The 23,662-nt window shown below is 62.6% G+C and carries 21 protein-coding genes; 10 read left to right on the top strand and 11 right to left on the bottom strand.

Going from position 1 to position 23,662, the window contains the following annotated elements; genetic code table 11:
- Positions 1–40 precede the first annotated feature (40 nt).
- The 6 genes from IWX87_RS14845 to gshB all read left to right on the top strand — a co-directional run bounded on the left by IWX87_RS14845 (position 41) and on the right by gshB (position 10,688).
- The gene (locus tag IWX87_RS14845; protein ID WP_196864309.1) at positions 41–2,476 is read left to right on the top strand and encodes an adenosylcobalamin-dependent ribonucleoside-diphosphate reductase; all 2,436 of its coding nucleotides are present in this window, start codon (positions 41–43) and stop codon (positions 2,474–2,476) included.
- 123 nt (positions 2,477–2,599) lie between these two features.
- Positions 2,600–3,865: a glutamate-5-semialdehyde dehydrogenase gene (locus IWX87_RS14840; RefSeq protein ID WP_231374825.1), complete on the top strand. Its 1,266-nt coding sequence runs from the start codon at positions 2,600–2,602 to the stop codon at positions 3,863–3,865.
- Between the two features lie 154 nt (positions 3,866–4,019).
- The gene (gene gshA / locus IWX87_RS14835) at positions 4,020–5,315 is read left to right on the top strand and encodes a glutamate--cysteine ligase (protein WP_196864307.1); all 1,296 of its coding nucleotides are present in this window, start codon (positions 4,020–4,022) and stop codon (positions 5,313–5,315) included.
- Between the two features lie 200 nt (positions 5,316–5,515).
- On the top strand, positions 5,516–7,384 hold the full coding sequence (locus IWX87_RS14830; RefSeq protein WP_196864306.1) for a potassium transporter Kup: 1,869 nt from the start codon (positions 5,516–5,518) through the stop codon (positions 7,382–7,384).
- Between the two features lie 254 nt (positions 7,385–7,638).
- Positions 7,639–9,507 carry a potassium transporter Kup gene (locus IWX87_RS14825; protein WP_196864305.1) on the top strand — a complete coding sequence of 623 codons (1,869 nt, stop codon included), beginning with the start codon at positions 7,639–7,641 and terminating at the stop codon, positions 9,505–9,507.
- 221 nt (positions 9,508–9,728) lie between these two features.
- On the top strand, positions 9,729–10,688 hold the full coding sequence (gene gshB / locus IWX87_RS14820) for a glutathione synthase (RefSeq protein ID WP_196864304.1): 960 nt from the start codon (positions 9,729–9,731) through the stop codon (positions 10,686–10,688).
- A gap of 18 nt (positions 10,689–10,706) precedes the next feature.
- Here gshB and IWX87_RS14815 read toward each other — a convergent pair whose 3' ends face one another.
- From IWX87_RS14815 to IWX87_RS14805, 3 genes are read right to left on the bottom strand one after another with little or no spacing between them, the layout of a single operon-like run.
- Entirely contained in the window at positions 10,707–11,522 is an 816-nt protein-coding gene (locus tag IWX87_RS14815; RefSeq protein ID WP_196864303.1) for a class II glutamine amidotransferase, read from the bottom strand.
- A gap of 3 nt (positions 11,523–11,525) precedes the next feature.
- Positions 11,526–13,010 carry a DHA2 family efflux MFS transporter permease subunit gene (locus IWX87_RS14810; protein WP_231374822.1) on the bottom strand — a complete coding sequence of 495 codons (1,485 nt, stop codon included), beginning with the start codon at positions 13,008–13,010 and terminating at the stop codon, positions 11,526–11,528.
- A 19-nt stretch (positions 13,011–13,029) separates the two neighbouring features.
- The gene (locus tag IWX87_RS14805) at positions 13,030–13,221 is read right to left on the bottom strand and encodes a 4-oxalocrotonate tautomerase (RefSeq protein WP_196864302.1); all 192 of its coding nucleotides are present in this window, start codon (positions 13,219–13,221) and stop codon (positions 13,030–13,032) included.
- 330 nt (positions 13,222–13,551) lie between these two features.
- Between IWX87_RS14805 and IWX87_RS14800 the strand changes: the two genes are divergently transcribed.
- Together IWX87_RS14800 and IWX87_RS14795 are read left to right on the top strand one after the other, a co-directional pair.
- Positions 13,552–14,061 carry a MarR family winged helix-turn-helix transcriptional regulator gene (locus IWX87_RS14800; protein WP_196864301.1) on the top strand — a complete coding sequence of 170 codons (510 nt, stop codon included), beginning with the start codon at positions 13,552–13,554 and terminating at the stop codon, positions 14,059–14,061.
- 125 nt (positions 14,062–14,186) lie between these two features.
- The gene (locus IWX87_RS14795; RefSeq protein ID WP_196864300.1) at positions 14,187–15,227 is read left to right on the top strand and encodes a catalase family peroxidase; all 1,041 of its coding nucleotides are present in this window, start codon (positions 14,187–14,189) and stop codon (positions 15,225–15,227) included.
- A 134-nt stretch (positions 15,228–15,361) separates the two neighbouring features.
- Here IWX87_RS14795 and IWX87_RS14790 read toward each other — a convergent pair whose 3' ends face one another.
- Positions 15,362–16,192, bottom strand: a complete 831-nt coding sequence (locus IWX87_RS14790; protein ID WP_196864299.1) for a restriction endonuclease — start codon at positions 16,190–16,192, stop codon at positions 15,362–15,364.
- A gap of 485 nt (positions 16,193–16,677) precedes the next feature.
- Between IWX87_RS14790 and IWX87_RS14785 the strand changes: the two genes are divergently transcribed.
- Positions 16,678–17,169: a nuclear transport factor 2 family protein gene (locus tag IWX87_RS14785; RefSeq protein ID WP_196864298.1), complete on the top strand. Its 492-nt coding sequence runs from the start codon at positions 16,678–16,680 to the stop codon at positions 17,167–17,169.
- Positions 17,170–17,308: 139 nt separating this feature from the next.
- On the opposite strand, the gene IWX87_RS14780 is transcribed toward IWX87_RS14785, so the two are convergent.
- The 3 genes from IWX87_RS14780 to IWX87_RS14770 form a co-directional block, all read right to left on the bottom strand.
- The gene (locus IWX87_RS14780) at positions 17,309–17,566 is read right to left on the bottom strand and encodes a hypothetical protein (RefSeq protein ID WP_196864297.1); all 258 of its coding nucleotides are present in this window, start codon (positions 17,564–17,566) and stop codon (positions 17,309–17,311) included.
- A complete protein-coding gene (locus tag IWX87_RS14775; RefSeq protein ID WP_196864296.1) occupies positions 17,563–17,757 on the bottom strand; it encodes a DUF3606 domain-containing protein in 195 nt (64 codons plus the stop codon). Before IWX87_RS14775 ends, IWX87_RS14780 begins: the two co-directional genes overlap by 4 nt.
- 191 nt (positions 17,758–17,948) lie before the next feature.
- Positions 17,949–18,770 (bottom strand): UPF0149 family protein, encoded by an 822-nt coding sequence (locus tag IWX87_RS14770; protein WP_196864295.1) that lies wholly within the window; start codon positions 18,768–18,770, stop codon positions 17,949–17,951.
- Between the two features lie 121 nt (positions 18,771–18,891).
- Between IWX87_RS14770 and IWX87_RS14765 the strand changes: the two genes are divergently transcribed.
- Positions 18,892–20,622 carry an FMN-binding glutamate synthase family protein gene (locus tag IWX87_RS14765; RefSeq protein ID WP_196864294.1) on the top strand — a complete coding sequence of 577 codons (1,731 nt, stop codon included), beginning with the start codon at positions 18,892–18,894 and terminating at the stop codon, positions 20,620–20,622.
- A 133-nt stretch (positions 20,623–20,755) separates the two neighbouring features.
- Here IWX87_RS14765 and IWX87_RS14760 read toward each other — a convergent pair whose 3' ends face one another.
- The 4 genes from IWX87_RS14760 to IWX87_RS14745 all read right to left on the bottom strand — a co-directional run bounded on the left by IWX87_RS14760 (position 20,756) and on the right by IWX87_RS14745 (position 23,340).
- A complete protein-coding gene (locus IWX87_RS14760; RefSeq protein ID WP_196864293.1) occupies positions 20,756–21,046 on the bottom strand; it encodes a hypothetical protein in 291 nt (96 codons plus the stop codon).
- On the bottom strand, positions 21,043–21,297 hold the full coding sequence (locus tag IWX87_RS14755) for a hypothetical protein (protein WP_196864292.1): 255 nt from the start codon (positions 21,295–21,297) through the stop codon (positions 21,043–21,045). Before IWX87_RS14755 ends, IWX87_RS14760 begins: the two co-directional genes overlap by 4 nt.
- A gap of 169 nt (positions 21,298–21,466) precedes the next feature.
- Positions 21,467–21,934 (bottom strand): putative toxin-antitoxin system toxin component, PIN family, encoded by a 468-nt coding sequence (locus IWX87_RS14750; RefSeq protein ID WP_196864291.1) that lies wholly within the window; start codon positions 21,932–21,934, stop codon positions 21,467–21,469.
- A complete protein-coding gene (locus IWX87_RS14745; RefSeq protein WP_196864290.1) occupies positions 21,934–23,340 on the bottom strand; it encodes a class I SAM-dependent RNA methyltransferase in 1,407 nt (468 codons plus the stop codon). The genes IWX87_RS14750 and IWX87_RS14745 overlap by 1 nt, the downstream gene beginning before the upstream one ends.
- Between the last annotated feature and the right edge of the window lie 322 nt (positions 23,341–23,662).

The following is a 23,662-nucleotide window of genomic DNA, read 5'->3' as shown; positions in this document are numbered from 1 at the left end:
CACCGCGCGGCCTTCTGCCTTTTGCCCAAGGAACACACCCATGAAGCGTGAACATTTCGGCCGGCCGCAAGACCTGACCGCCACCCAGCCCATCAGCCACGACGTGCTGAAGGAAAAATACCTCAAGCCCGGTGAAAGCGGCCTGGAAGACGTGTACCGGCGCGTGGCGCGGGCGCTGGCGTCGGTCGAGTTGCCCGCCGAGCGCGAAAAGCACGAGGCGCTGTTTTTAGAGAACCTGCATGCCGGCGCTATTGGCGCGGGCCGCATCATGAGCGCGGCGGGCACGGCCATCCAGGCCACCTTGATCAACTGCTTCGTCCAGCCGGTAGGCGACTGCATCCAGGGTGTCGATGACGGCGGCTACCCCGGTATTTACGAGGCGCTGCGCGAAGCCGCCGAAACCATGCGGCGAGGCGGGGGCGTGGGTTACGACTTTTCGCGCATCCGCCCGCGCAACGCCGAAGTCAAGGGCACGTCGTCGATGGCCTCCGGGCCGTGCAGTTATATCAACGTGTTCGACCAGTCGTGCTCGACGGTGGAAAGCGCCGGTGCCCGGCGCGGCGCGCAGATGGGCGTGCTGCGCATCGACCACCCGGATGTGATGGAGTTCATCACCGCCAAGCGCACGCCCGGCCGCTGGAACAACTTCAATGTGTCGGTCGGCATGTCGGACGGCTTCATGCAGGCGCTGAACGACGACCAGCCGTGGGAGCTGGTGCACAAGGCCAAGCCCGGCGCGGGCCTGATTGCCAAAGGCGCCTTCCAGCGTGCCGACGGCCTGTGGGTTTACCAGACCGTGGCAGCGCGCGAGCTGTGGGACACGGTGATGAAGTCGGCCTATGACTTTGCCGAGCCGGGCATCTTGTTCCTGGACAACATCAATCTAGATAACAACCTGCGCTACTGCGAGTCGATTGCGGCGACGAATCCATGCGGCGAGCAACCCCTTCCGCCCTACGGCTGCTGCGACCTCGGCCCCATCATCCTGACGCGCTTCGTGCGCCATCCGTTCGGCTTCGACGGCGAGCCGGTGTTCGACTTCGAGGCCTTTGAAGCCTCGGTCGCGACGCAGGTGCGGGCGCTTGACAACGTGCTGGAAGTGACCTTCTGGCCGCTGCCGCAGCAGCAGGCCGAATCCAGCGCCAAGCGCCGGATTGGCGTGGGGTTTACCGGCCTGGGCAATGCGCTGACGATGCTGCGCCTGCGCTACGACGCCCCGGAAGGCCGCGACATGGCGGCCCGCATCGCCGAACGCCTGCGCGATGCGGCCTACGCCGCGTCGGTTGCGCTGGCGCAGGAAAAGGGCGCGTTTGCCAAGTTCCACGCCGACGGTTACCTGGCCACCGGCACGTTTGCCAGCCGGCTGCCGGCCGAGCTGCAGCAGGCGATTCGCGCCAGTGGTATCCGCAACAGCCACCTGTTGTCGATTGCGCCGACCGGCACCGTCAGCTTGGCGTTTGCCGACAACGCCTCCAACGGCATCGAGCCGGCGTTTTCGTGGATGTACAAGCGCAAGAAACGCGAGTCCGACGGCAGCACCACCGAGTACGCGGTCGAGGACCACGCCTGGCGGCTGTACCGCGAACTGGGCGGCAACATGGAACAGTTGCCCGACTATTTCGTCTCGGCGCTGGAGATGTCCGCCACCAGCCACATTGCCATGATGCAGGCGGTGCAGCCCTTCATCGACACGGCCATTTCCAAGACGGTCAACGTGCCGGCCGACTGCGCCTACGACGACTTCAAGAGCCTGTACCACCAGGCCTGGCGCGCCGGGCTCAAGGGCCTGGCGACCTACCGGCCGAATGCCATTTTGGGCGCGGTGCTTGAAGTTCATGCCAGCCCCGAGGCGGTGCCTGCAGCCGAAGTGGCTGCCGCGCCAGTGGACCCGATGCGCACGGTGATCGAAAGCCGGCCCAAGGGCGCACTGTCTGCGGTGGCAGAAAAGGTTGAATACTGGACGCAGGAAGGCCACAAGACGCTGTACATCGTGGTGTCCTTTTTGCCCGTGCCCGCCGCCCATGGCGCAGGCATGGTGGACCGCGCCATCGAGTTCTTCATGCCGGTGGGGCAGAGCGGCGAATCGCAGCAATGGATCACGTCGAGCATGCGCATGCTGTCGCTGGCGGCGCGTGGCGGCTTTCTGGAGCGGGCCCTCAGCGACATGCGCAAGGTCGCCTGGGACCGTGGGCCGGTGCGGCTGGGCACCTACGAAAAAGCCGACGGCCCGCGCGTGCCGCTGTGGCACGACTCCGAGGTGGCGGCCATTGCCTATGCGGTGCAGAACATCATCACCCGCCGCGCCGCCCATGTTGCCGTGCGCATGTCACCGGCCGAACCTGTGCAGGTCGCCTCCAATCTGGCACCGCCCGTCATGGCCGGCAAGAAATGCAGCGAATGCGGCGCCCATGCCGTGATCCGCAAGGACGGCTGCGACTACTGCACCCAGTGCGGCCATTTGGGTACTTGCGGATGACGCTGTGTACGGGCGCGCTACGGTGCGGGTGAGCCCACACCCCTTCAAGCAGGCAAAATGGCGGCCATGAACGCGTCCACCCTTTCCAACGACATCACCCCAGCCAGCGAATTGCTAAACCTCATGCAAGCCATGGGTTCCAAGGCAAAAATGGCTTCCGCGCAAGTGGCGCGGGCGCCTGCAGCTATTAAAAACAGAGCGCTTCTCGGATTGGCCAAATTGCTGCGGCAAAACCTGGCCGAACTGAAATCGGCCAACCAGCGCGACCTGGACCGGGCCGCTGCCGGCGGACTGGCCGGGCCGCTGCTCGACCGGCTCAAGCTGGGCGTCAAGGACCTCGAAACCGTGGCGCTGGGCTGCGAGCAACTGGCCGCCATGCCCGACATCATTGGCGAGATCATCGGGATGAAAGAGCAGCCCAGCGGCATTCGCGTGGGCCAGATGCGCGTGCCGATTGGCGTGTTCGGCATGATTTACGAAAGCCGGCCGAACGTGACGATTGAAGCCGCATCGCTGGCGATCAAGAGCGGCAACGCCTGCATCCTGCGCGGTGGATCAGAGGCCATCGAGTCGAACAAGGCGCTGGCGGCGCTGGTGCAGCAGGCACTGATGGAAAGTGGTCTGCCGGCGGACGCGGTGCAACTGGTGCCGACCACCGACCGCGAAGCCGTCGGCATGCTCATCGCCATGCCGGCGTTTGTCGATGTCATCATTCCGCGCGGCGGCAAGGGACTGATCGAGCGCATCAGCCGCGACGCCAGGGTGCCGGTCATCAAGCACCTGGACGGCAACTGCCATGTGTATGTCGATGACCCGTGCGACATTGCCATGGCGGTGAACATTGCCGACAACGCCAAGACGCAAAAATACAGCCCCTGCAACGCGACCGAGGGCTTGCTGGTGGCGCGCGGCGTGGCGGCTGAATTTCTGCCGCTGATCGGGGCGATTTACGCCGCCAAAGGCGTGGAAATGCGCTGTGATGAAGCTTCTGCGCATATTTTGCGGACGCAAGCAGCTATTGTTTCGGTCGCAAATATCGTGCTGGCCACCGAACAAGACTGGTACGAGGAATACCTGGCGCCAGTCATCAGCATCAAGGTGGTCGGCGGCGTGGACGAAGCCATTGCGCACATCAACCGCTATTCCAGCCACCACACCGATGCGATCCTGACGCGCGACCACCTGCATGCCCAGCAATTCCTGCGCGAGGTCGATTCGGCCAGTGTCATGGTCAACGCCAGCACCCGCTTTGCCGACGGATTCGAATACGGGCTGGGCGCTGAAATCGGCATCAGCACCGACAAGTTCCATGCGCGCGGTCCGGTCGGCATTGAAGGCCTGACCTCGCTGAAGTACGTGGTTCTGGGACAGGGCGAGATCCGAAGCTAAAGCGCCCGAACACCGGAACTCGGCGGCCTGCATGCCCGGGCGGCATGTAGGCCATTGGCGCTTATGTTAGTCCGGCTGTGGCGATGAGATTCATAAGCCCTAGAATTCGGGGTCACAGAACAAGATAACGATATCCCCCATCGAAAGTGGCCGCATGGTTCCGCACCTCATCACCGCCCTGACCGGCCCCATCAACGAGCTTGAGCAGCGCATCCTGGACACGACACCGGCCATCGAGCGCTGGTTCCGTCTTGAATGGATGGAGCACACGCCGCCGTTCTACAGTTCGGTCGATATCCGCAATGCCGGTTTCAAGCTTGCCCCTGTAGACACCAACCTGTTTCCGGGCGGCTGGAACCACCTGACGCCGCAGATGATGACGCTGGCAGTGCAGGCGGCCATGGCCGCAATTGAAAAAATCTGCCCTGAAGCGCGCAACCTGCTGGTGGTGCCCGAACACGGTTCGCGCAACCCGTCTTATCTGGCCAACGTGCTGCAGCTCAAGCAGGTTTTTTACCAGGCCGGCCTGAATGTGCGTTTTGGCTCGCTTAACCCGGACATCACGGAGCCGACCACGGTGCAGCTGCCCGACGGCGAAAGCCTGGTGCTGGAGCCGCTGATTCGCACCGACCGCCGGCTGGGGCTGAAAGACTTCGATCCCTGCACCATCCTGCTCAACAACGACCTGTCGGCCGGCACGCCCGGCATGCTGGAAGACCTGCACGAGCAGTACCTGCTGCCGCCGCTGCACGCCGGCTGGTCGGTGCGCCGCAAGTCGAACCATTTCAAGGCCTACGAAGAGATTTCCAAACGCTTTGGCAAGCTGCTGGGGATTGACCCGTGGCTGATCAATCCGATGTTTGCGCAATGCGAAGACGTTGACCTGTCCCAGGGCCTCGGCATGGAGTGCCTGAGCACGCATGTCGATGCGCTGCTGTCGCGCATCAAGCGCAAGTACAAGGAATACGGCATCAACGAAAAGTCGTTCGTCATGGTCAAGCCCGACAACGGGACCTCGGGCCTGGGTGTCATCACCGTGCATGACGCCAAGGAGCTTGAAGCGCTCGGACGCAAGGCCAAAGCCAGGTCCGGCGCGGCCCGCGACGGCATGCCGCCGGTTGAAATCATCATCCAGGAAGGCGTGCTGACCAACGAGCGCATCAACGATGCGGTGGCCGAGCCGGTGGTCTACATGATGGACCGCTACGTGGTCGGCGGCTTTTACCGGGTGAATGCCGAGCGCGGCGTGGACGAAAACCTCAACGCGCCCGGTGCGCGCTACGAGCCGCTGGCGTTTTCAGACAGTGGCCGGCTGCCGCAAAACGGTGAAAAGCCCGGCTCCAGCAGCCCGAACCGCTTCTACATGTACGGCGTGGTGGCCCGGCTGGCCATGCTGGCTGCCAGCTACGAGCTGGAAGCGACCGACCCGGATGCCGAGGTTTACGACTGAGCCTGCGCTCAGGCAGGCTGTGTTCGGGCAAGTTGTTCCGGTGCAACAAAACCAGTGTTTCCACTGGTTGCAGGTGTTCGCATGCGTCCATGCCCATGGTGTGCGTGCAAAATGGCGGTCCCTTCGACAAGCCTTTCATAAGCCATGACATCCCCTGGTAGTGCTCGAATCCAGTCCTTTTTCCAAGGCGGGCAGTTTTTGTGACAAGTCAAAAATCATCGCTTGCCGTGCTCACCGTGGGCGCCATTGGCGTTGTCTATGGCGACATCGGCACCAGTGTGCTGTATGCCATGAAGGAAGTCTTTGGCTCCGGGCATGTTCATTTCACCCCGCACAACGTCTACGGCATCCTGTCGATCTTCTTCTGGACGCTGACGGTCATCGTTTCCCTGAAGTACGTCACGCTGGTGCTGCGCGCCGACAACCACGGCGAAGGCGGGCTGATCGCCATGCTGGCGCTGGCTTCCACCGCCGTGCAGGACAAGCCAAAGTTGCGCCGTGTGCTGCTGCTGGTCGGTATTTTTGGTACCTCGCTGTTCTACGGCGACGGCGTCATCACCCCGGCCATTTCCGTGCTGTCGGCGGTCGAAGGGCTGGAAGTGATTTCGCCCAACTTCACCCGGGCGGTGATTCCGACCACCCTGGTCATTTTGTTCGGCCTGTTTGCGCTGCAAAAGCACGGCACGGCCGGCATCGGCAAGTTCTTTGGCCCCATCACCATTGTCTGGTTCGCGGTGCTGGCGATTCTGGGCGTGTCCCAGATCGTCACCCACCCCGAGATCCTGCTGGCCATCAATCCCTATTACGCCTTGATGTTCATCTGGGAGAACCCCGGCACCACTTTCATCATCCTGGGCGCAGTGGTGTTATGCGTGACCGGCGCCGAAGCGCTGTACGCCGACCTCGGCCACTTCGGCAAGAAACCGATCCGGCTGGCCTGGTTTTCGGTGGTCATGCCGTCGCTGGTGCTGAACTACTTCGGCCAGGGCGCGCTGCTGCTGAGCAATCCGGAAGCGGTCAAGAATCCGTTCTACCTGATGGCGCCCGACTGGGCGCTGGTGCCGCTGGTTGTGCTGGCCACGCTGGCCACGGTGATTGCCTCGCAGGCGCTGATTACCGGCGCCTTCAGCGTCACCAAGCAGGCCATCCAGATGGGCTACCTGCCCCGCCTGCGCATCGAGCACACCAGCGTGCGCGACACCGGCCAGATCTACATGCCCTTCGTCAACTGGGCGCTGTTTGTCACCATCGTGCTGGCGGTGGTGATGTTCCGCTCGTCGAGCAATCTGGCGGCGGCCTACGGCATTGCGGTTTGCACCGACATGCTGATCACCACGATCCTGACCTTCTACGTCATTCGCTATGGCTGGAAATACCCGCTGGCGCTGTGCATTGCGGCGACCAGCGTGTTTTTCGTCGTGGACTTTGCGTTTTTTGCCTCCAACCTGATGAAGCTGTTTGCCGGCGGCTGGTTTCCGCTGGTGATCGGCGGCATCGTGTTCACGCTGATGATCACCTGGAAGGAAGGCCGGCGCATCCTGAACGAAAAGCTGCGCGCCGACGCGATTGACCTGCCAAGTTTCCTGGACGCCGTGTTCATCAACCCGCCTTTGCGGGTCGATGGCACCGCCGTCTTCATGACCGCCGAGCCGGGCATCGTCCCCAACGCCCTGCTGCACAACCTCAAGCACAACAAGGTGCTGCATGCGCAGAACGTGTTTGTCACGGTGCGCAACCACGAGGTGCCATGGATTGGCATGAACAAGCGGCTGGAAGTGGAGTCGCTGGGCCACGACTGCTGGCAGGTCAATGTCCACTACGGCTTCAAGAACGACCTGGACCTGCCCAAGGCGCTGCAGCAGATCAGGAACCGGGGCTGCCAGCTGGAGCCGATGACGACCAGCTACTTTTTGTCGCGCGACACGGTGATTCCGACCATTGGCAGCGGCATGGCCGCCTGGCGTGAAAAGCTGTTTGCCCAAATGCACCATAACGCCAGCGGCGCAGCGGATTTTCTGAATTTGCCGAATAATTCGGTGGTCGAACTGGGCAGCAAGATAGAGATCTGAGCCTTCCTGGCGCAGCTCCTGCCGATTCTGAGCCGCTCTGGTATTCAACAACTTCCTTTATCCGGCCTGCAGGCAGGAACACAATTTGCCGCATCATAGGATGCTGCGTTGCAACAAAATCCAGACAAGTCTGGGTTTCAGGCTGGTTTTACAAATGGCAATCCAGCGTGTCTACATGGAATTGCGTTCTCTGCCATCGCTGAATCGCTGCCGGGTCCGCTTTGCGGTTAACGCTCAAGAAGTCGAAAAGTTGAATGTCCAATAAAAAATCATCCCTCGGAGCCCTTACTTTGGGTGCCATTGGTGTCGTCTATGGCGACATCGGAACCAGCGTCCTGTACGCCTTCAAAGAGGTTTTTGCGAGCGGGCATGTGCCGATCACAGAGGCCAACATCCTGGGCGTCCTTTCCCTGTTTTTCTGGACGCTGACGATCGTTGTTTCTGTCAAGTATGTCGTGCTGATCATGCGTGCCGACAACCACGGCGAAGGCGGGCTGATGGCCTTGCTGGCGCTGGCCTCGCAGTCGGTGACAGACCAGCCGCGACTGCGCGGCGCTTTGTTGATGATCGGTGTGTTTGGCGTGGCGCTGTTTTTTGGCGATGGCATCATCACCCCGGCCATCTCCGTGCTGTCCGCCGTGGAGGGCCTGGAGATACTGACGCCTGCCGCCAAGCCCTACGTGGTGCTGATTTCGCTGGTGGTGCTGGTGATGCTGTTTGCGGTGCAGCGCCGGGGCACCGCAGACATCGGCAAGTTCTTCGGCCCGATCACCGTGGTCTGGTTTCTCGTCATTGCCTTGACCGGGCTGATGCAGATCGCGCAGAACCCCCAGGTGCTGGTGGCGGTGCTGCCGGTGCATGCGCTGCGCTTTGCAAGCCAGCACTACGCCATTGCCTTCATCACGCTGGGCGCGGTGTTTTTGTGCGTGACCGGCGCCGAGGCGCTGTATGCCGACATGGGGCATTTCGGCAAGACGCCCATCCGGCTGGCCTGGTTTGGCCTGGTGATGCCGTCATTGATACTCAACTATTTCGGCCAGGGCGCGCTGGTGCTGGCGAACCCCCAGGCGGCAGAAAACCCGTTTTACCTGATGACGCCCGACTGGGCGCTGATCCCGATGGTGGTACTGGCAACCGCCGCCACCGTGATTGCTTCGCAAGCGCTGATTTCGGGCGCCTTTTCTGCGGCCAAGCAGACCATTCAGATGGGCTTCCTGCCGCGCCTCACGATTCTTCACACCTCGATCCGCGACACGGGCCAGATTTATATCCCTGCCGTGAACTGGATGCTGCTGGCCGGCGTGGTCATGGCGGTCGTCTTGTTTGGCTCGTCAAGCGCGCTGGCGGCGGCCTACGGCATTTCCGTGAGTCTGGTAATGGTCATCACCACGCTGCTCACGTTTTTTGTCGTGCGCCACGGCTGGGGCTATCCGCTGTGGTTGTGCATCGCGTCCACCGGGTTTTTCTTCATGGTGGATGTGGCGTTTTTTGCCTCCAATTCGCTCAAAATCCTGCATGGCGGCTGGTTTCCGCTGGTGCTGGCGGCTGTGTTGTACACCGTCATGTCGACCTGGAAGCGCGGGCGCCAACTGCTCATCGACAAACTGCGCGCCGACTCGATTGACCTGCCGAGTTTTCTGGATGCGGTGTTTGTCAGCCCACCCGTGCGGGTCGAGGGCACTGCCGTCTTCATGACCGCCGAGCCGGGCATCGTGCCCAACGCCATGCTGCACAACCTCAAGCACAACAAGGTGCTGCACGACCAAAACCTGTTTGTCACCGTGGTGAACCACGAGGTGCCGTGGATTGGCATGAGCAAGCGGCTGGAAGTAGAGTCGCTGGGCCACGACTGCTGGCAGGTCAATGTCCACTACGGCTTCAAGAACGACCTGGACCTGCCCAAGGCGCTGCAGCAGATCAAAAACCGGGGCTGCCAGCTGGAGCCGATGAAGACCAGCTACTTTTTGTCGCGCGACACCGTGGTTCCGACCCTTGGCACCGGCATGGCCCCTTGGCGCGAAAAGCTGTTTGCGCAGATGCACCATAACGCCAGCGGCGCGGCCGACTTTTTGAATCTGCCAAACAACTCGGTTGTGGAACTCGGCAGCAAGATCGAGATTTGAGCCAAATAAGGGGTTTGCGCAATACCAGCATGTGCTGGCTGCTCCTTTTTTCATAGTGTCCCGCTGTTGCCGGGTTGACCCGGGCGGGGGGCCATCGAAAATCCAGGCGAACACGGCATCCGGCGCAGCCGTGCGGTTTGTACAACAATACGCATCAACCCTCGCCGTTCACGCCCCGCCCGGCGCCACCCAACCCGCACCACCAGGTCCCCTCCCATTCCATGAACATTCTTTTTATTGCCGATCCGCTCGAATCCTTCAAGATCTACAAGGACACCACCTTCGCCATGATGCGCGAGGCGCAGCGGCGCGGCCACACCCTCAGCGCCTGCGAGCCCAAGGACATCATGTGGCAGCAAGGCACGCCGGTGACCGCCTTCGTGCGCGACATCGTTCTCACCGGCGATGCGCTGGACTGGTTCACCGCCGAGCAGCAGCATCCGAACGAGCGGCCGCAGCCGCTGAAAGACGTTGGCTGCGTCATCATGCGCAAGGACCCGCCGTTCGACAGTGAATACATCTACAGCACCCACCTGCTGGAGCAGGCCGAGCGCGAAGGCGCCAGGGTCTTCAACAAGCCGCGCGCACTGCGCGACCACCCGGAAAAACTCGCCATCATGGAGTTTGCTCAGTTCATCGGCCCGACGCTGGTGACGCGCGACGCCGCCGACATCAAGCGTTTTCATGCCGAGCACCAGGACATCATCCTCAAGCCGCTGGATGGCATGGGCGGCATGGGCATTTTCCGGGTCAAGGCCGACGGCCTGAACCTGGGCAGCATCATCGAAACCCTGAACAAGAACGGTGCCGAAAGCGTGATGGTGCAGAAATTTCTGCCCGAGATCGTCAAGGGCGACAAGCGCGTGCTGGTGATTGGCGGCAAGGCCGTGCCGTTCAGCCTGGCGCGCATTCCGCAGGGCAGCGAGGTGCGCGGCAACCTGGCGGCAGGCGGCCTGGGCGTGGCGCAACCGCTGTCAAAGCGCGACTTCGAGATCGCCGAGGCACTGGGACCGATCCTGGCGGCGCGCGGCTTGCTGCTGGCCGGCATCGACGTGATTGGCGACTGTGTGACGGAAATCAATGTCACCAGCCCGACCTGCTTCCAGGAAATCCACGACCAGATGGGTTTTGACGTGGCGGCAATGTTCATCGACGCGCTGGAAGCGGCGCTGGCGGCCTGAACCCGGCTACCGCAGCGTTCAGGCGTCTGCCAGCAGCGCGCCGTTTTCAAACACCTTGAGTTCACCCGGCGCAAACGCGGTCCAGGTTTCGTTGGTGGTGAGGGGCGCTGTCACCACCACGGCCACCCGGTCGGTGGGCTGGGTGTGTTCCTGAAAGTTCACGCTCACGTCTTCGTCGCTGAGCGTGGCATGAGCGAACGGGTGGCGGCGCTCAACGTAGTACAGGATCGGTGAGCCGGGGTTGGACGAGGCATGCGCCCAGAGCGCCTGGCCATTGCTCAGCAGGAAATTGAAGGTGCCGTGTTTTGCCGCCCGGGCTGCCAGCTCTCGCAGGGTGATGCTCAATTCCCGCACGCTGGGAACGTCGGCGTGCGACTTGGCCAGCTCCTGCATGATCCAGCAAAAGGCGTGCTCGCTGTCGGTCGTGCCCACCGGCCGAAAGCTGCCGTGCAGGCGCGGTGAAAAATCGGCCAGATTGCCGTTGTGCGCAAACACCCAGTAGCGGCCCCACAGCTCGCGCACAAAAGGGTGGCAGTTTTCCAGCGCCACGCGGCCCTGTGTCGCCTTGCGGATGTGCGCAATCACGTTGCGGCTCTTGATCGGGTAGCTGGCAATCAGCTCGGCCACCGGCGACTCGCAGGCTGGCAGGTGGTCGACGAAATGCCGCAGTCCCTTGTCGTGGCCTGCGCCGTCCACGCTGCTGTCGCCTTCAAAAAAGGCGATGCCCCAGCCGTCGGCATGGTGGTCGGTGCGGCCGCCGCGCTGCGCGAAACCGCGAAAGCTGAAGGTCACGTCGGTGGGCGCGTTGCAGTTCATGCCGAGCAGCTGGCACATGGTCTAGTCTCCGGTGGAAGGGGCAGGCGGCGACACGCGAAGCTGCGACGACGCCGCCATGGCGACCACGCACAGCGCGGCCAGCATCAAAAACGATTCATTGAAAGCGGCCAGCCGCGCCGGGCTGCTGGCGGCCACCGCCAGCGAATCGCCATGCACCGCCAGCCGCCATTCGAGCACGATACCGCACAGGCTGACGCCAATTGCGCCGCCCAGCATGCGCACAAAGCTGATGGCGCTGGCGCCTTGCGACACCAGTTCCCGGGGCAGCGGCCGCAGCGATCCCAGGTTCAGCGATGGCAAAATAAAGCCCAGCCCGATGCGCCCCAGCGTTGCCCACAGCGCCAGCAGCCACAGCGCCGAACTCAGCGTGAGCGTCATCATCAGCGCGAACGACACGGCCAGCAGCCCCAGGCCAGTGGTAACCAGCAGCCAGGTCGGCTGCCGGTCGGCCAGGCGGCCGACGATGGCAATCGTCGCGGCCAGCACGATGCCGGCGGGCAGCAGCACCGCTCCGGCATGCGAAGCCGACAAATTCAGGCCCAGCTGCATGTACACCGGCAGCAGATAGGTCGAGCCGAACAGCGCCGTGCCGTAGATAAAAGCCACCACACTGCCCATGGCGAAGGGCCGGTTGCCGAACAGTGACAGGTTCATCAGCGGCTCCCGGCCGGTCGCCTGCATGCGCCGCTGCCAGCCAATGAAGCCGGCCAGCAGCGCCAGCGCGGCGCCCAGCAGCAGGGCCGCCTGCAGCGGGTGGCTGCCCTGGCCTTGCAGCGCCACCATGCCGTTGAGCAGGCACAGCGTGCCGGTGCCCGCCAGCAGCATGCCGCGCCAGTCGATCATTGCGCCTTTGCGGTCTGCCACCACGCCGCCGGGCGCGCTGTCCGGCACATAGCGGCAGGCCATCCACAGCGACAGCAGGCACAGCGGCACGACCATGAAGAAAATCGAACGCCAGCCGTACAGATCCACCAGCACCCCGCCCACGCTGGGCCCCAGCGCCGGCGCCAGCACCACACCCATGCCGAACAGCCCGCTGGCCCGACCCTGTTCGTGCGTGCCGAAGGCGCGCATGATGATGATCGCCGCTATGGGTTGCACCACGCCGGCCGCCACCCCTTCGGCGACGCGCGCGGCCAGCACCAGCGTGAAGTCGCTGGCCAGGCCGCCGCCGATGCCGCCGGCCATCAGCAGCAGCATGCTGCCAACATAGGTGCGGCGGTAGCCGTAGCGCGCCAGCAGCCACGGCGTGGTCAGCATGGACACCGTCATGGCGACCATGAAGCCCGAGGTGACCCATTGCGCGCGGCCCTGGCCGAGCGAAAAGTGATGGCTCATGTCGGGAATCGCCACATTGACGATGGTCGACGACATGATCGACGCCATGATGCCGACCATCACGGAAACCAGCAGCAGCCAGCGATAGCGCGAACCAAAGCGCGCCTGCAGGGCGGCGATGGACGATGGCGGGGGCAGGGGGTTCAAATGCGGTTCTTGCCGGGCATCAGTCTCTGGGTTCCGACCAGAGTTTGCCGCCCGTGGCCCAGTTTTGAGGCTTGACGTCGGTGATCAGAACATCAACCGAGCCTGGCTCGCCGCCCAGCACCTCGACACTGACGCGGGTGATCGCCTCGACCAGTTTTTTCTTTTGCTCCAGCGTGCGGCCTTCAAGCATTTCGACGTGGTAAGTGGGCATGGTTTTCCTTGAATGGATTTTGATGGATTAACGGCGTGGCAGCGCGCAAGCCCTGCATTATTCCGCGTATGTTCAGCCTAAGCGCAAGCACTAACGTTGCAGCAACTTGCCTGCAAAAATTTTGCGTTGAAAAAAAGCAGAGCCGTACAAGTTCCGGTCAATTGTCAACGGGATGCAGGTCCCGAAAAAAACCTGGTTCACGTTGCTTTGTGTCTTGTTGGCCTTTGCCACTGAATGGTTTAAGAATTTATATCGTATCAAATATGATTTGATACATTAGAATAATTTTCTCACTATTTAATTTTCTGACGTTTCTTTATCAACCTGCTCATGTCCAATAATTCACCTGAAAACGTTGATAAAAACGCCGATTTGGCGGCTTTTGGCCCGCCTCTGGACCAACAATTGTGTTTCGCGTTGTATTCCACGTCGCTGGCCATGACCAAGGTGTACCGGCCTTTGCTTGTCACGCTGGGCATTACTTACCCGCAGTACCTGGTGATGCTGGCGCTTTGGGAGCACCGCGAGTTGAGCATGGGGCAGCTTTGCGAACACGTGGCGCTTGACTCCGGAACGCTGACCCCCTTGATACGCAAACTCACTGCGCTTGACCTGATTTTGCGTCGGCGCAATCCGCAAGATGACCGGTCTGTACTGATCACGCTGACGGCCCGCGGCGCCGCGTTGAGCCACAAGGCGCAGGCGGTTCACGACCAGGTGGCCTGCGCCACGCAATGCACGCAAGCGCAGCGACAGACGCTGGTGCAAAGCCTGCAAAACCTGCGCGCCGCATTGCTTGAAACCGTTGCCGCCGTGTCCCGGGCCGGGCTGTCCAAATAAGGCTGCTTTGCTGTTGACGGCACCCATTTCCCAACACTGCCAAGCGCTTCTTGGTCTACCTGCAGCAGCCTCTGCCTGAGGGCTGAGGCTGAAATCCCTGCCTTCACCTTTTTGATAGGAAAAATATGAAATCAACACACTCCCTTTACCCCCCTGTCGCCATCGCTCGTCACCTGCCTGGTGCACTGCTGGCCGTTGCACTGGCTGCTGCGTCTGCCACGGCTTTTGCCGCAGACAATCCGGCCCCCGAAAAGCCATTGCCGGTCGCGCTGGTGGAGGCGCTGAACAAGCTGTCAGGCGGACCGCACGCCGGCTACCGTGCGAACCATGCCAAGGGCGTTGTCGTGGAGGGGCACTTCACGCCGGCCAGGACCGCCGCGTCCCTGTCCAGGGCGCCACATTTCGGCACCAACGACGTACCGCTGGTGGTGCGCTTTTCAAATGGCACGGGCGTGCCCACGATGGCTGACACGGATCCGCACGGCAGCCCGCATGGCATTGCCATCCGCTTCAAGTTGCCCGATGGCAGCAGCACGGACATCGTCAGCATTTCGGCCAACAGCTTTCCTGTTGCCACACCGGAAGACTTTCTCAGCTTCTTGCAGGCGAATGCGCAAAGTGGGCCGACAGCTGCCAAACCGACGCCGGTCGAGCAATTTCTTGCCAGCCACCCTGCCGCGGCCAAATGGGTCAGTACGCCACGGCCGGCGCCCGACAGCTTTGCAACGCTGGCCTTCTACGGGGTCAATGCATTTAAATTCACCAATGCCAAAGGCGTCAGCCGTTATGCGCGCTACCAGATACTTCCCGTCGCGGGGGAGCATGCCTTGAGCAAAGAAGACACTGCAAAAGCACTGCCCAACTACCTGATGGATGAACTGCCCGTGCGTATCGCCAAAAGCCCGGCGAAATTCCGCCTGCTGGCGCAACTGGCCCAAGAAGGCGACACGATCAACGACGCAACGGTTGCATGGCCGGCCGACCGAAAAGTGGTGGAGCTTGGCACCATCAGCCTGACCACCACCGCCAAGGACCAGGTCAAGGTACAAAAAGCACTGTTGTTCAACCCGGTAGCGCTGACTGACGGTATCGAGGCTTCCGCCGATCCGATCCTGCAGGCACGTTTTCCTGCCTATGCTGTCAGCTTCGGCCAGCGGGCGCAATAAACCAAAGCCGGTTGCGTTGACCCTGGCAGTCGGCTTTTCTCGCGGGTTGGGGCTGTGAACAGAACTTGGTAAAACGCATACCTTATTCAAAAAATGTGTTGGTTTGGCATGGTGCAACCATCGCCTTCAAAGCTTCAATCCAACTCCCGCGTGCCCCGGCAATGGTTTTGCGCATAGCGGCTGCAGCCCCAGAACTGCTTGCCGGCATTGGCGCCGCTGCGTGCCTGGCGGAGCACCATCTCTGCGCCGCACACGGGGCAGTCCGGCGTGGACAGGTCGGCCGGTGCTGCCGCTGCCAGGACACTGCCAGCCTGTGCCCGGATGCCGCGCAGCAGGGTAGATCCGTTGATCAGCGTCAGCGCCAGGCCGTCGGCAAAGCGCTGTGCGTCCTCGGTGAATTCCCCCGAGGTGACGACAAAACCGCTGGTTGCGCCGTGCGCCGCCATGACGCCGTACAACTCGCGGACCGGCTGCACGCCAACCCGCAAGGCGCGCCAATGCTTGCATTGCACCAGGTGGCTGCCATCGTCGCTTTGCAGCACCACGTCCACGCCGCCATCGGCGCCACCACCGCCGTTGTCCGTCACGCCGTAACCCTGGCGCCGGAAATATTCGCCCACCAGGATTTCAAATTCCTGCCAGTTCATGCTGTCCACGGCGTCAGGGCGACTGGCCGCCGCCGCATGCAGCCGCGTGGCTTTGCCCCGCTGGAAGGCCGACAACAACGCGCCAATGCCGAAAAACAGCGGCAGCAGATATTGCCCCGCCAGCGCCAGTCCGTGCGTTACCGCCGACAGGACGAAGCCCCCCAACTGCCCCAGTTGTAGGGTGCCAAGCGGTTTTTGCGCCAGGTGGTGCAGGCCCAGGTAGGTCAGCCCTGCCAGCGCCAGACCCAACCACCACGGCAGGCGTGCGGCCAGCCCCATCAATGTGTTTGGCCAACCCTGCTTTTCACGTAACTCCATGGCTCGGTTCTCGGCTCTTTTCAGTATCAATGCGGGCAATCCGGGGCTGTGCCGGATGGATCACAACTGTCCCGAAAAATCGGGGTGATTTTTGTTGAAAATCTGAATCCGGCGCGTTGGATGCTGGCCAGGTCGCGCAGGCTATCAAGGGAAAGCGCACATGTATTGCGCGCGCGAAAAAGCCGATGATTTTAGATCAAATCAGCCTCCAGGCCAAAGGGCGCAAGTGTAAACAGCTATATCTTTTATAGCGTCAAAATTATTTGTCACACAGCCGAGGCGCTCAGCCTGATGGTGTTCGCCGACCAGCATGTCGTGCATGCAGAGAAAAATCGGGGCGTCTGTTCAAGTGGCGGTCAATGCGCGCACAACGATTAACGGCAAAGTGCGGTCCGCCAAGGCGCCCGGCCACTGGGTTAGAGTTCGCCACGGCGGTCAAAAAAACACTCTTCACGCGCCCGCTGCAGTTCGCCCCAAGGAAAACCATGCATCCCAACCAGACCCGGCTCGACCATTTCTACGCCGCCTTCGCGCGCCTTGATGCCGACGCCATGGCCGCCTGCTATGCGCCCGATGTCCAGTTCGAGGACGAGGTGTTTTCCCTCAGCGGCCACGCGCAGGTCAGCGGCATGTGGCGCATGCTGTGCGAAGCCACGCAGGCCAGAAATCGCGAGGACTGGAAGCTCAGCTACAACGCCCTGCAAGCCGATGACCGCCGGGGCAAGGCGCACTGGGAATCCGACTACCGTTTCAGCGCCGCCCGGCGCAAGGTGCACAACGTCGTCGAGAGCGTTTTTGAATTCAACGACTCGGGCTTGATCACCCGCCAGCGCGACCGTTTCAACTTCTGGTCCTGGTCGCGTCAGGCACTGGGGCTGCCCGGCATCCTGCTGGGCTGGAATCCGTCTTTCCGCACCATGGTCAAGCGTCAGGCGGGGGTCAACCTGGACAACTACCTGCAAGCGGGCAAGTGTTGAGCCCTGCTCCCCGGCAACGCAAAAATCTCATGGCTGTGCAAAGCCAGTGACTTTGCACAGCACCGATTGGCGGTGCTGCCTTTACAAAGGCTCGCAACTTTCGGGAAGCACAGTTCTTCAGCAAGCTGCCCCACTGGGCTCAAAACGGCGCGGTGGGCCTTGACGGAAGCATGGACATCAGGCCTTCGGCCGCTGTCCTGTAGGCTTTCAGGCAAGCGGTTCCCACGCTCATCGCCGCTTCATGCGAAGGATAGGGATGGTCCGACGCGTCGATGCAGACCTCGCCGGCCTGCTCTTGCGCCGACAGCTGCGTGACCATCCAGCAAAAAAGTCCGGGCGACGATTCCTCCACCCGGAGATTGAGCACGCCGGAGGAAATCTGCGAACGCGCTGTCATAGCGCCCGGCCCAGTTCGGTCCCGACATCCCGCGCACCCGTTCCGACCTCGGCCACCGCCATGCGCAACTCCAGTTCGCTGCAGCGCAAGGCCGTAAGCCAGTAGTTCACCGATTCCGGTTCATTGATGTTGATCGGCTCGTTGGACGGCGCATGAACATTTGGCAAAAAGCCTGGCGAGTTGGATGGCATGATTTTTTTCCCTGGCGGTTGATGAAGAAGCTGCTCAATCTTCTGGCAATGCGTTTTCACGTCATGTCAGAAACTGCCCCTTGAGCTTGCAATCCAGACCAGCCAACAACAATGGGTCAAATGACCTAATAAAGGGGTTAACCATCGGCCACAACATCCCGCAGCCCCCGAAACGCCGCCTCAACCTGGCGTCACGCCCCGCAGCACTTCTTGTATTTTTTTCCGCTGCCGCAGGAGCACGGCTCGTTGCGCCCCGGCGTGGCTTCCTTGCGCAGCGTTTCAACCTTGGGGCCCAGGGTTTTCCACAGTTCGTGCAGGTCGTACACCGCCCAGATGGCCTCGCCGAACGCATTCAGCCGGGCGATGCTGGTGCTCGGCGTGCCTTCCTCGCTCAGGGGCGAGATTTCGCAAGCGCCGGTGTCGTCCTCGGTCATGGCGACGACGGCCTGCAGCGCGCCGTCGAGCCACTTGGCGGCGTCCTTGTCGCGCGGGGCGGCCCATTCGTCGGACCAGCTTTCCACCGCGAACATGAAGCCCAGCGCCCACACCTGCGCGAACGCGGGCAGGTCTTCCTTGGCGAACGCGGCCTGTTCCTCGGGCGGCAGGTCGGCCACCACGCCGCGAATGTCCATGACTTCAGGGTGGTAGCAGGCATCGTCTTCGAGCGAATCGACTTCGGCGTCGAGCGCGGTGGCAACTTCGTTCCAGCGCTGATCCCACAGCGCCACGAAGCGCTCACGCTGCGCTTCGCTGGCAAACGAGCCGCTGTCCTCGTCGGGTTCCTCGCCCTCGACCGGCAGGCCCAGCAACACGCCCAAGTATTCGTCGGCGGGAATCGGGCGGCGCGAGCAGATCACGGCAGCCATGAAGCCTTCGCAAAATTCCCACTGCGGCGTTTCGTCGTAACGGCTGCGCAGGTCGTCCAGAATGGCGTCGAGTTCGTCAAAAGCCTCGGTTTCCATAAAGGGCGTGTCCAGCGGTTTCAAAGGGTCAAGGTCAGGGGTGGGTGTCATGGTGTTCGGTCCTGAGCCTTAGGCAAGGCTCTTATGATTAAAGTGTAGCTTCCGCGCCCTTTGCGCTGTCAGCCTTTACGCCTTTACGCCCGCCAGGGGCGCCTCACCCATAAATTTACCTATGCCCCAGCGCTTGAAAACCCCGATTCCCGTCCGTTACGCTGCCCTTGGCCTGGCCTTGTGCGGCCTGCTGCTGGCGCTGGCCCGTCTGGCGCTGTGGGACGGCGGCTGGCTGGCGGCACTGACCTTGATGGCCTGCGCCTTGTTGGCTGCGCTCGGACTGCGCGACCTGCGCCAGCCCCGGCACGCGATTTTGCGCAACTACCCGGTGATCGGCCACCTGCGTTTTTTGTTGGAATACATCCGCCCGGAAATCCGCCAGTATTTCTTCGAGAGTGACAGCGAAGCCACCCCGTTCTCGCGCGCCCAGCGCTCGCTGGTGTATCAGCGGGCCAAGGGTGAGCCCGACAACCGGCCGTTCGGCACGCAGCTGGACGTGGGCCGGCAGGGCTACGAATGGGTCAACCATTCAATGGTGCCGACCAGGTTGCCGACACACGACTTTCGCGTCTGGATTGGCGGCTCGCCCGGCCAGCCCAGCGTGTCGGCCCAACCCTGCACCCAGCCCTACCATGCCAGCGTGTTCAACATCTCGGCCATGAGCTTTGGTTCGCTGTCGGCCAATGCCATCCTGGCGCTTAACCAGGGCGCGAAGATGGGCGGCTTTGCGCACGACACCGGCGAAGGCTCGATCTCGACGCACCACCGGGTCCACGGGGGCGACCTGATCTGGGAAATCGGCTCGGGCTACTTTGGCTGCCGCAACGACGACGGCAGTTTCAGCGAAGAACGTTTCGTCGCCAATGCCGCCGACCCGCAGGTCAAGCTGATCGAGCTGAAGATGAGCCAGGGCGCCAAGCCGGGCCACGGCGGCATCCTGCCCGGCCCCAAGGTGACGGCAGAAATCGCGGCCGCGCGCGGCGTGCCGGTCGGCCAGGACTGCATTTCGCCCGCCAGCCACAGCGCGTTTTCAACGCCGGTCGAGATGATGCGGTTCATCGCCCGGCTGCGCACCCTGTCGGGCGGCAAGCCGACCGGCTTCAAGCTGTGCATCGGCCATCCGTGGGAATGGTTCGCCATCGTCAAGGCGATGCTGGAGACCGGCATCACGCCGGACTTCATCGTCGTCGATGGTGCCGAGGGCGGCACCGGTGCGGCGCCGCTCGAATTCAGCGACCATGTCGGCGCGCCGCTGCAGGAAGGCCTGCTGCTGGTGCACAACACACTGGTTGGTGTCAATTTGCGCAGCCGCGTCTCGATTGGCGCGGCCGGCAAGGTCACCAGCGCCTTCGACATCGTGCGCCTGATGGCGCTGGGCGCCGACTGGTGCAACGCCGGGCGTGGCTTCATGATGGCGCTGGGCTGCATCCAGGCGCAAACCTGCCACACCGGCCGCTGCCCGACCGGCGTGACCACGCAGGACCCGCTGCGCCAGCAGGCGCTGGTGGTACCGGACAAGGCCGAACGGGTGCGCAACTTTCACCGCAGCACGCTGCATGCGCTGCAGGAACTGGTGCAGGCCGCCGGGCTGAACCATCCGAGCGAGGTCAATGCCCACCACATCGTGCGCCGGCTGACCGACACCGAGGTGCGGCTGCTGAGCAACCTGATCCTGCAGGTCGAGCCCGGCGCGCTGCTGGGGCCGATCGAGGCGCAGTCCAAGGTCTTTCGCCTGTACTGGCCGATTGCCAGCGCGCACAGTTTTCAGGCCAGCCGCCCGGCGGTCAGCGCCAGCGGGCCACCGCTGCATGCGGGCGGTCTGCCTGGCACGGCGCCCGCGACCCGTGCCTGAAGGCTGGCGTTCGAGTTTGTTTTCTATGGATTAAATAGTTGCATGTGCCCACCGGATATATGCAAACGACGTTTTTGACAAGTAATTGAAAGCTTTCATGGCTTGGCCTCCGGGGAACTGAGGCATGACGGACTCAGTAAACTGCGTCATGGTCACCCAGGTTCACTGGAATGATTTGCCCGTCCTGGATCAGCAGTTCCAGCGTGATGCGGTAGGACAGGTTGATGGACACCGAATGCAGCCCTTCAAACTTTCCGCGCAAGGCATGCAGGCGCAGCGAAGGGTGAAACGGATTGGCCTCCAGCAACTGCAAGGTCTTCAGGTAATGCTGGCGTAAATCGGGATGCTGCTTCAGAAACCGAGCGGCGCGGCGGTTGTAGTGCTCGGTGAAAACCAGGGAAAAGGGCTGTCTTGGCAAATTCACAGTGAATCCAGGCGAGCCAGGTGCGCGGCCGGCGACTCCTGGACCACCCGCCCGGCGGCCAGGTCGGCGCGGGTCTGGGCCAGCGCCGCATCCAGTTCGCATTCGCGCAGGTAATGGTAGTGCGCGATATCCATCACTACAAACCGGTCCTTGCCGCGAACCGACACCATGGCCTCGGGCGCCGAACTGAGCGCCAGCTCAATGGCGGAAATGCCTTTGGTTTTTAAGTCGTTGGCGCTGATGCGGGACATGCAGGAACTCCTGAAAATGGATTTATCGTACGCTAAATAATACGATAAATCACATTGTAAAGCCGGCTATCCACGATAATCCTGCGCTGCAGGTCTGGTTTCTCCTGCCCTTGGAGGCACGAAACAAGGCCTTGAACCAGATCACGGCAGTTTTCCAGTTTGCTATGAATTAAATAGCTATCTGCGCCCGAACACCATGCGCGAGCAGCCTTTTTGACATCGAAAGCACATGCCGGTCCTTGCTCAGCAGCAGGGTCTGGCCGGCCACGGCCAGGTCGATGAACTTCTGGTCGTCCGGGTCGCTGCAGTTCAGGCGCGCCTTGACGGCAACGTCGAGCAGGCGGGCGTGGCGGTCGAACGCGGCCAGCACGTCGCCGGCGCTGAGCCGGTAGAACGCCAGGCGCGGCACGATCTGCGGGTAGTCCAGCACGCGGGCGAGTTCGTCGCGCATCGGCTGGGTGGCAATCCAGTCGAGTTCGCCGGTTTCCAGCGCTTTCTTGATCGGTTTCGCGGCGGCATCGGCGAAAACGAAGATGTCCAGAATGATGTTGGTGTCGATGACGACCGGCTGCCTGGGCGCATCGGCCGGCAATGGCGCGACCCCTGCATCATCCTGCGCTGCATCCGCCTTCAGCATCACGCTTTGGGCGCATCAGCTGGCTTGCCGCGCGCCGAGCCGGCGACCATGTCGAAGCGGAACAGCCGGCATTCGATCGGGCCGTTCCACATCGGCACGCGGCGCGACTCCTTCAGGCGCATCTTGTTCGGCAGCTTCAGGTCGGGCGTGAGCAGGTGGGCGGTCCAGCCGGCGTAGTTTTTCTTCCAGTGCGTGGCAAGTTGCGGGAAGAAGTCCGAGGCTTCCTCGCCCCAGGCGTTTTGCGCCTGCTCGCGGCCGGGATTGGCCGAGCGGTCGCGCGGTGGCTCGAAGCCGCTTTCCTCGCGGCTGTCGCGGTCGTTGCGCTCGTCGCGGCCTGAACGCATGTCACGCTCGGGGCGAACCAGCGGCTGGCCGAATTCATCGACGCTCTGGCCCTGGAACTGCGAACGCCGCTGCTCGCGCTGCTGCACGCCGCTGGTGCCGGCCACACCCGCCACGTCGATGCGCTCGCCATACGGCGGGTTCACCAGCATCACACCGCTGGGTGCGGGGGGCATGCGCTGCAGCGCGTCGCCACCGCGAAACTGCACCGCATTGGCCACGCCGGCGCGCTCGGCATTGCGCTCGGCAAAGTCAACCATGCGGAAAGATACGTCGCTGCCGAACACCGGCGCGGTGGGTTCGGTGATCGCCGCTTCGGCCTGGTCGAGCAGGCCTTCCCAAACGTGGCCCTGAAAGGGCAGGTATTTCTGGAAGGCAAAGCGGCGGTTGATGCCCGGCGCGATGTTGCAGGCGATTTGCGCTGCCTCGATGGCGATGGTGCCCGAGCCGCAGCACGGGTCGTACAGCGGCACGCCTTGCCTGCACTGGGCGTCCCAGCCGCTGGCGGCAATCATCGCGGCGGCCAGCGTTTCCTTCAGCGGCGCATCGCCCTTGTCCTCGCGCCAGCCGCGCTTGAACAGTGGCTCGCCCGAAGTATCGATGTAGATCGTCACTGTTTCGGTGGTCAGGTGGACATACACGCGCACGTCGGGCCAGCGCGTGTCAACGCTCGGGCGCACGTCATTGAACTTGTGCCGGAAGCGGTCGGCAATCGCGTCCTTGATCTTCAGCGCGGCAAAGTTCAGGCTTTGCAGCGGGCTGTGCTGGGCGGTGATCTCGACCTTGAAGGTCTGCGCGGGCGTGAACCAGACTTCCCAGGCGACGCTGGCCGCAGCGTTATACAGGTCCTGCTCGCTGCGGTACTGGCCATGCTGCAGCTCGATCAGCACGCGCTGGGCCAGCCGGCTGTGCAGGTTGAGCTGCAGCGCTTCGCGCCAGGAAGCCTGAAGCTGCACGCCGGCGCGCCAGGCCTTGCCTTCGATGCCGGTGATGCGCTGGACTTCGGCGGCCAGCAGGTTCTCGACACCAGCGGCGCAGGGAAGGAAAAGTTGGAGTTGGTTCATAAGTTAGGTCACTTTGCCGGGCGCAACGTGCGGCGCCGCAGCGGGGTTGGATGAGAGCCCCTGGCTACATCAGGGCGAACGGATAGAAAGTATTTGAACAGGGAGTCCGGGAACTGGCTTCAACAGACCGCAGGCGCAGCGAACGACCGTGAGGGCCACATCCCCCACCAGCAGGGGCCGCGGGACTGGCTTCGCCAGACCGCAGGCGCAGCGGCCCCCTCGGGGGGCAGGGAGTTACGCGAAGCGAACGACCGTGGGGGCCACATCCCCCACCAGCAGGGGCTGCGGAACTGGCTTCGCCAGACCGCAGGCGCAGCGGCTT

The organism is Polaromonas sp. CG_9.7, assembly GCF_015752205.1.
In the GTDB taxonomy this organism is placed as follows: Bacteria; Pseudomonadota; Gammaproteobacteria; order Burkholderiales; family Burkholderiaceae_C; genus Polaromonas.
Note: the sequence above shows the minus strand (reverse complement) of the source record. Positions and strands in the feature narration are given on the sequence as shown.

What these genes read in the sequence shown, in the direction of transcription:
- gshB (WP_196864304.1), top strand. Translation starts at nt 9,729, where the DNA reads ATGAACATTCTTTTTATTGCCGATCCGCTCGAATCCTTCAAGATCTAC.
- IWX87_RS14815 (WP_196864303.1), bottom strand. Translation starts at nt 11,522, where the DNA reads ATGTGCCAGCTGCTCGGCATGAACTGCAACGCGCCCACCGACGTGACC.
- IWX87_RS14755 (WP_196864292.1), bottom strand. Translation starts at nt 21,297, where the DNA reads ATGTCCCGCATCAGCGCCAACGACTTAAAAACCAAAGGCATTTCCGCC.
- IWX87_RS14800 (WP_196864301.1), top strand. Translation starts at nt 13,552, where the DNA reads ATGTCCAATAATTCACCTGAAAACGTTGATAAAAACGCCGATTTGGCG.
- IWX87_RS14785 (WP_196864298.1), top strand. Translation starts at nt 16,678, where the DNA reads ATGCATCCCAACCAGACCCGGCTCGACCATTTCTACGCCGCCTTCGCG.
- IWX87_RS14770 (WP_196864295.1), bottom strand. Translation starts at nt 18,770, where the DNA reads ATGACACCCACCCCTGACCTTGACCCTTTGAAACCGCTGGACACGCCC.
- IWX87_RS14795 (WP_196864300.1), top strand. Translation starts at nt 14,187, where the DNA reads ATGAAATCAACACACTCCCTTTACCCCCCTGTCGCCATCGCTCGTCAC.
- IWX87_RS14750 (WP_196864291.1), bottom strand. Translation starts at nt 21,934, where the DNA reads ATGCTGAAGGCGGATGCAGCGCAGGATGATGCAGGGGTCGCGCCATTG.
- IWX87_RS14790 (WP_196864299.1), bottom strand. Translation starts at nt 16,192, where the DNA reads ATGGAGTTACGTGAAAAGCAGGGTTGGCCAAACACATTGATGGGGCTG.
- gshA (WP_196864307.1), top strand. Translation starts at nt 4,020, where the DNA reads ATGGTTCCGCACCTCATCACCGCCCTGACCGGCCCCATCAACGAGCTT.
- IWX87_RS14765 (WP_196864294.1), top strand. Translation starts at nt 18,892, where the DNA reads ATGCCCCAGCGCTTGAAAACCCCGATTCCCGTCCGTTACGCTGCCCTT.
- IWX87_RS14825 (WP_196864305.1), top strand. Translation starts at nt 7,639, where the DNA reads ATGTCCAATAAAAAATCATCCCTCGGAGCCCTTACTTTGGGTGCCATT.
- IWX87_RS14840 (WP_231374825.1), top strand. Translation starts at nt 2,600, where the DNA reads ATGCAAGCCATGGGTTCCAAGGCAAAAATGGCTTCCGCGCAAGTGGCG.
- IWX87_RS14745 (WP_196864290.1), bottom strand. Translation starts at nt 23,340, where the DNA reads ATGAACCAACTCCAACTTTTCCTTCCCTGCGCCGCTGGTGTCGAGAAC.
- IWX87_RS14775 (WP_196864296.1), bottom strand. Translation starts at nt 17,757, where the DNA reads ATGCCATCCAACTCGCCAGGCTTTTTGCCAAATGTTCATGCGCCGTCC.
- IWX87_RS14780 (WP_196864297.1), bottom strand. Translation starts at nt 17,566, where the DNA reads ATGACAGCGCGTTCGCAGATTTCCTCCGGCGTGCTCAATCTCCGGGTG.
- IWX87_RS14845 (WP_196864309.1), top strand. Translation starts at nt 41, where the DNA reads ATGAAGCGTGAACATTTCGGCCGGCCGCAAGACCTGACCGCCACCCAG.
- IWX87_RS14805 (WP_196864302.1), bottom strand. Translation starts at nt 13,221, where the DNA reads ATGCCCACTTACCACGTCGAAATGCTTGAAGGCCGCACGCTGGAGCAA.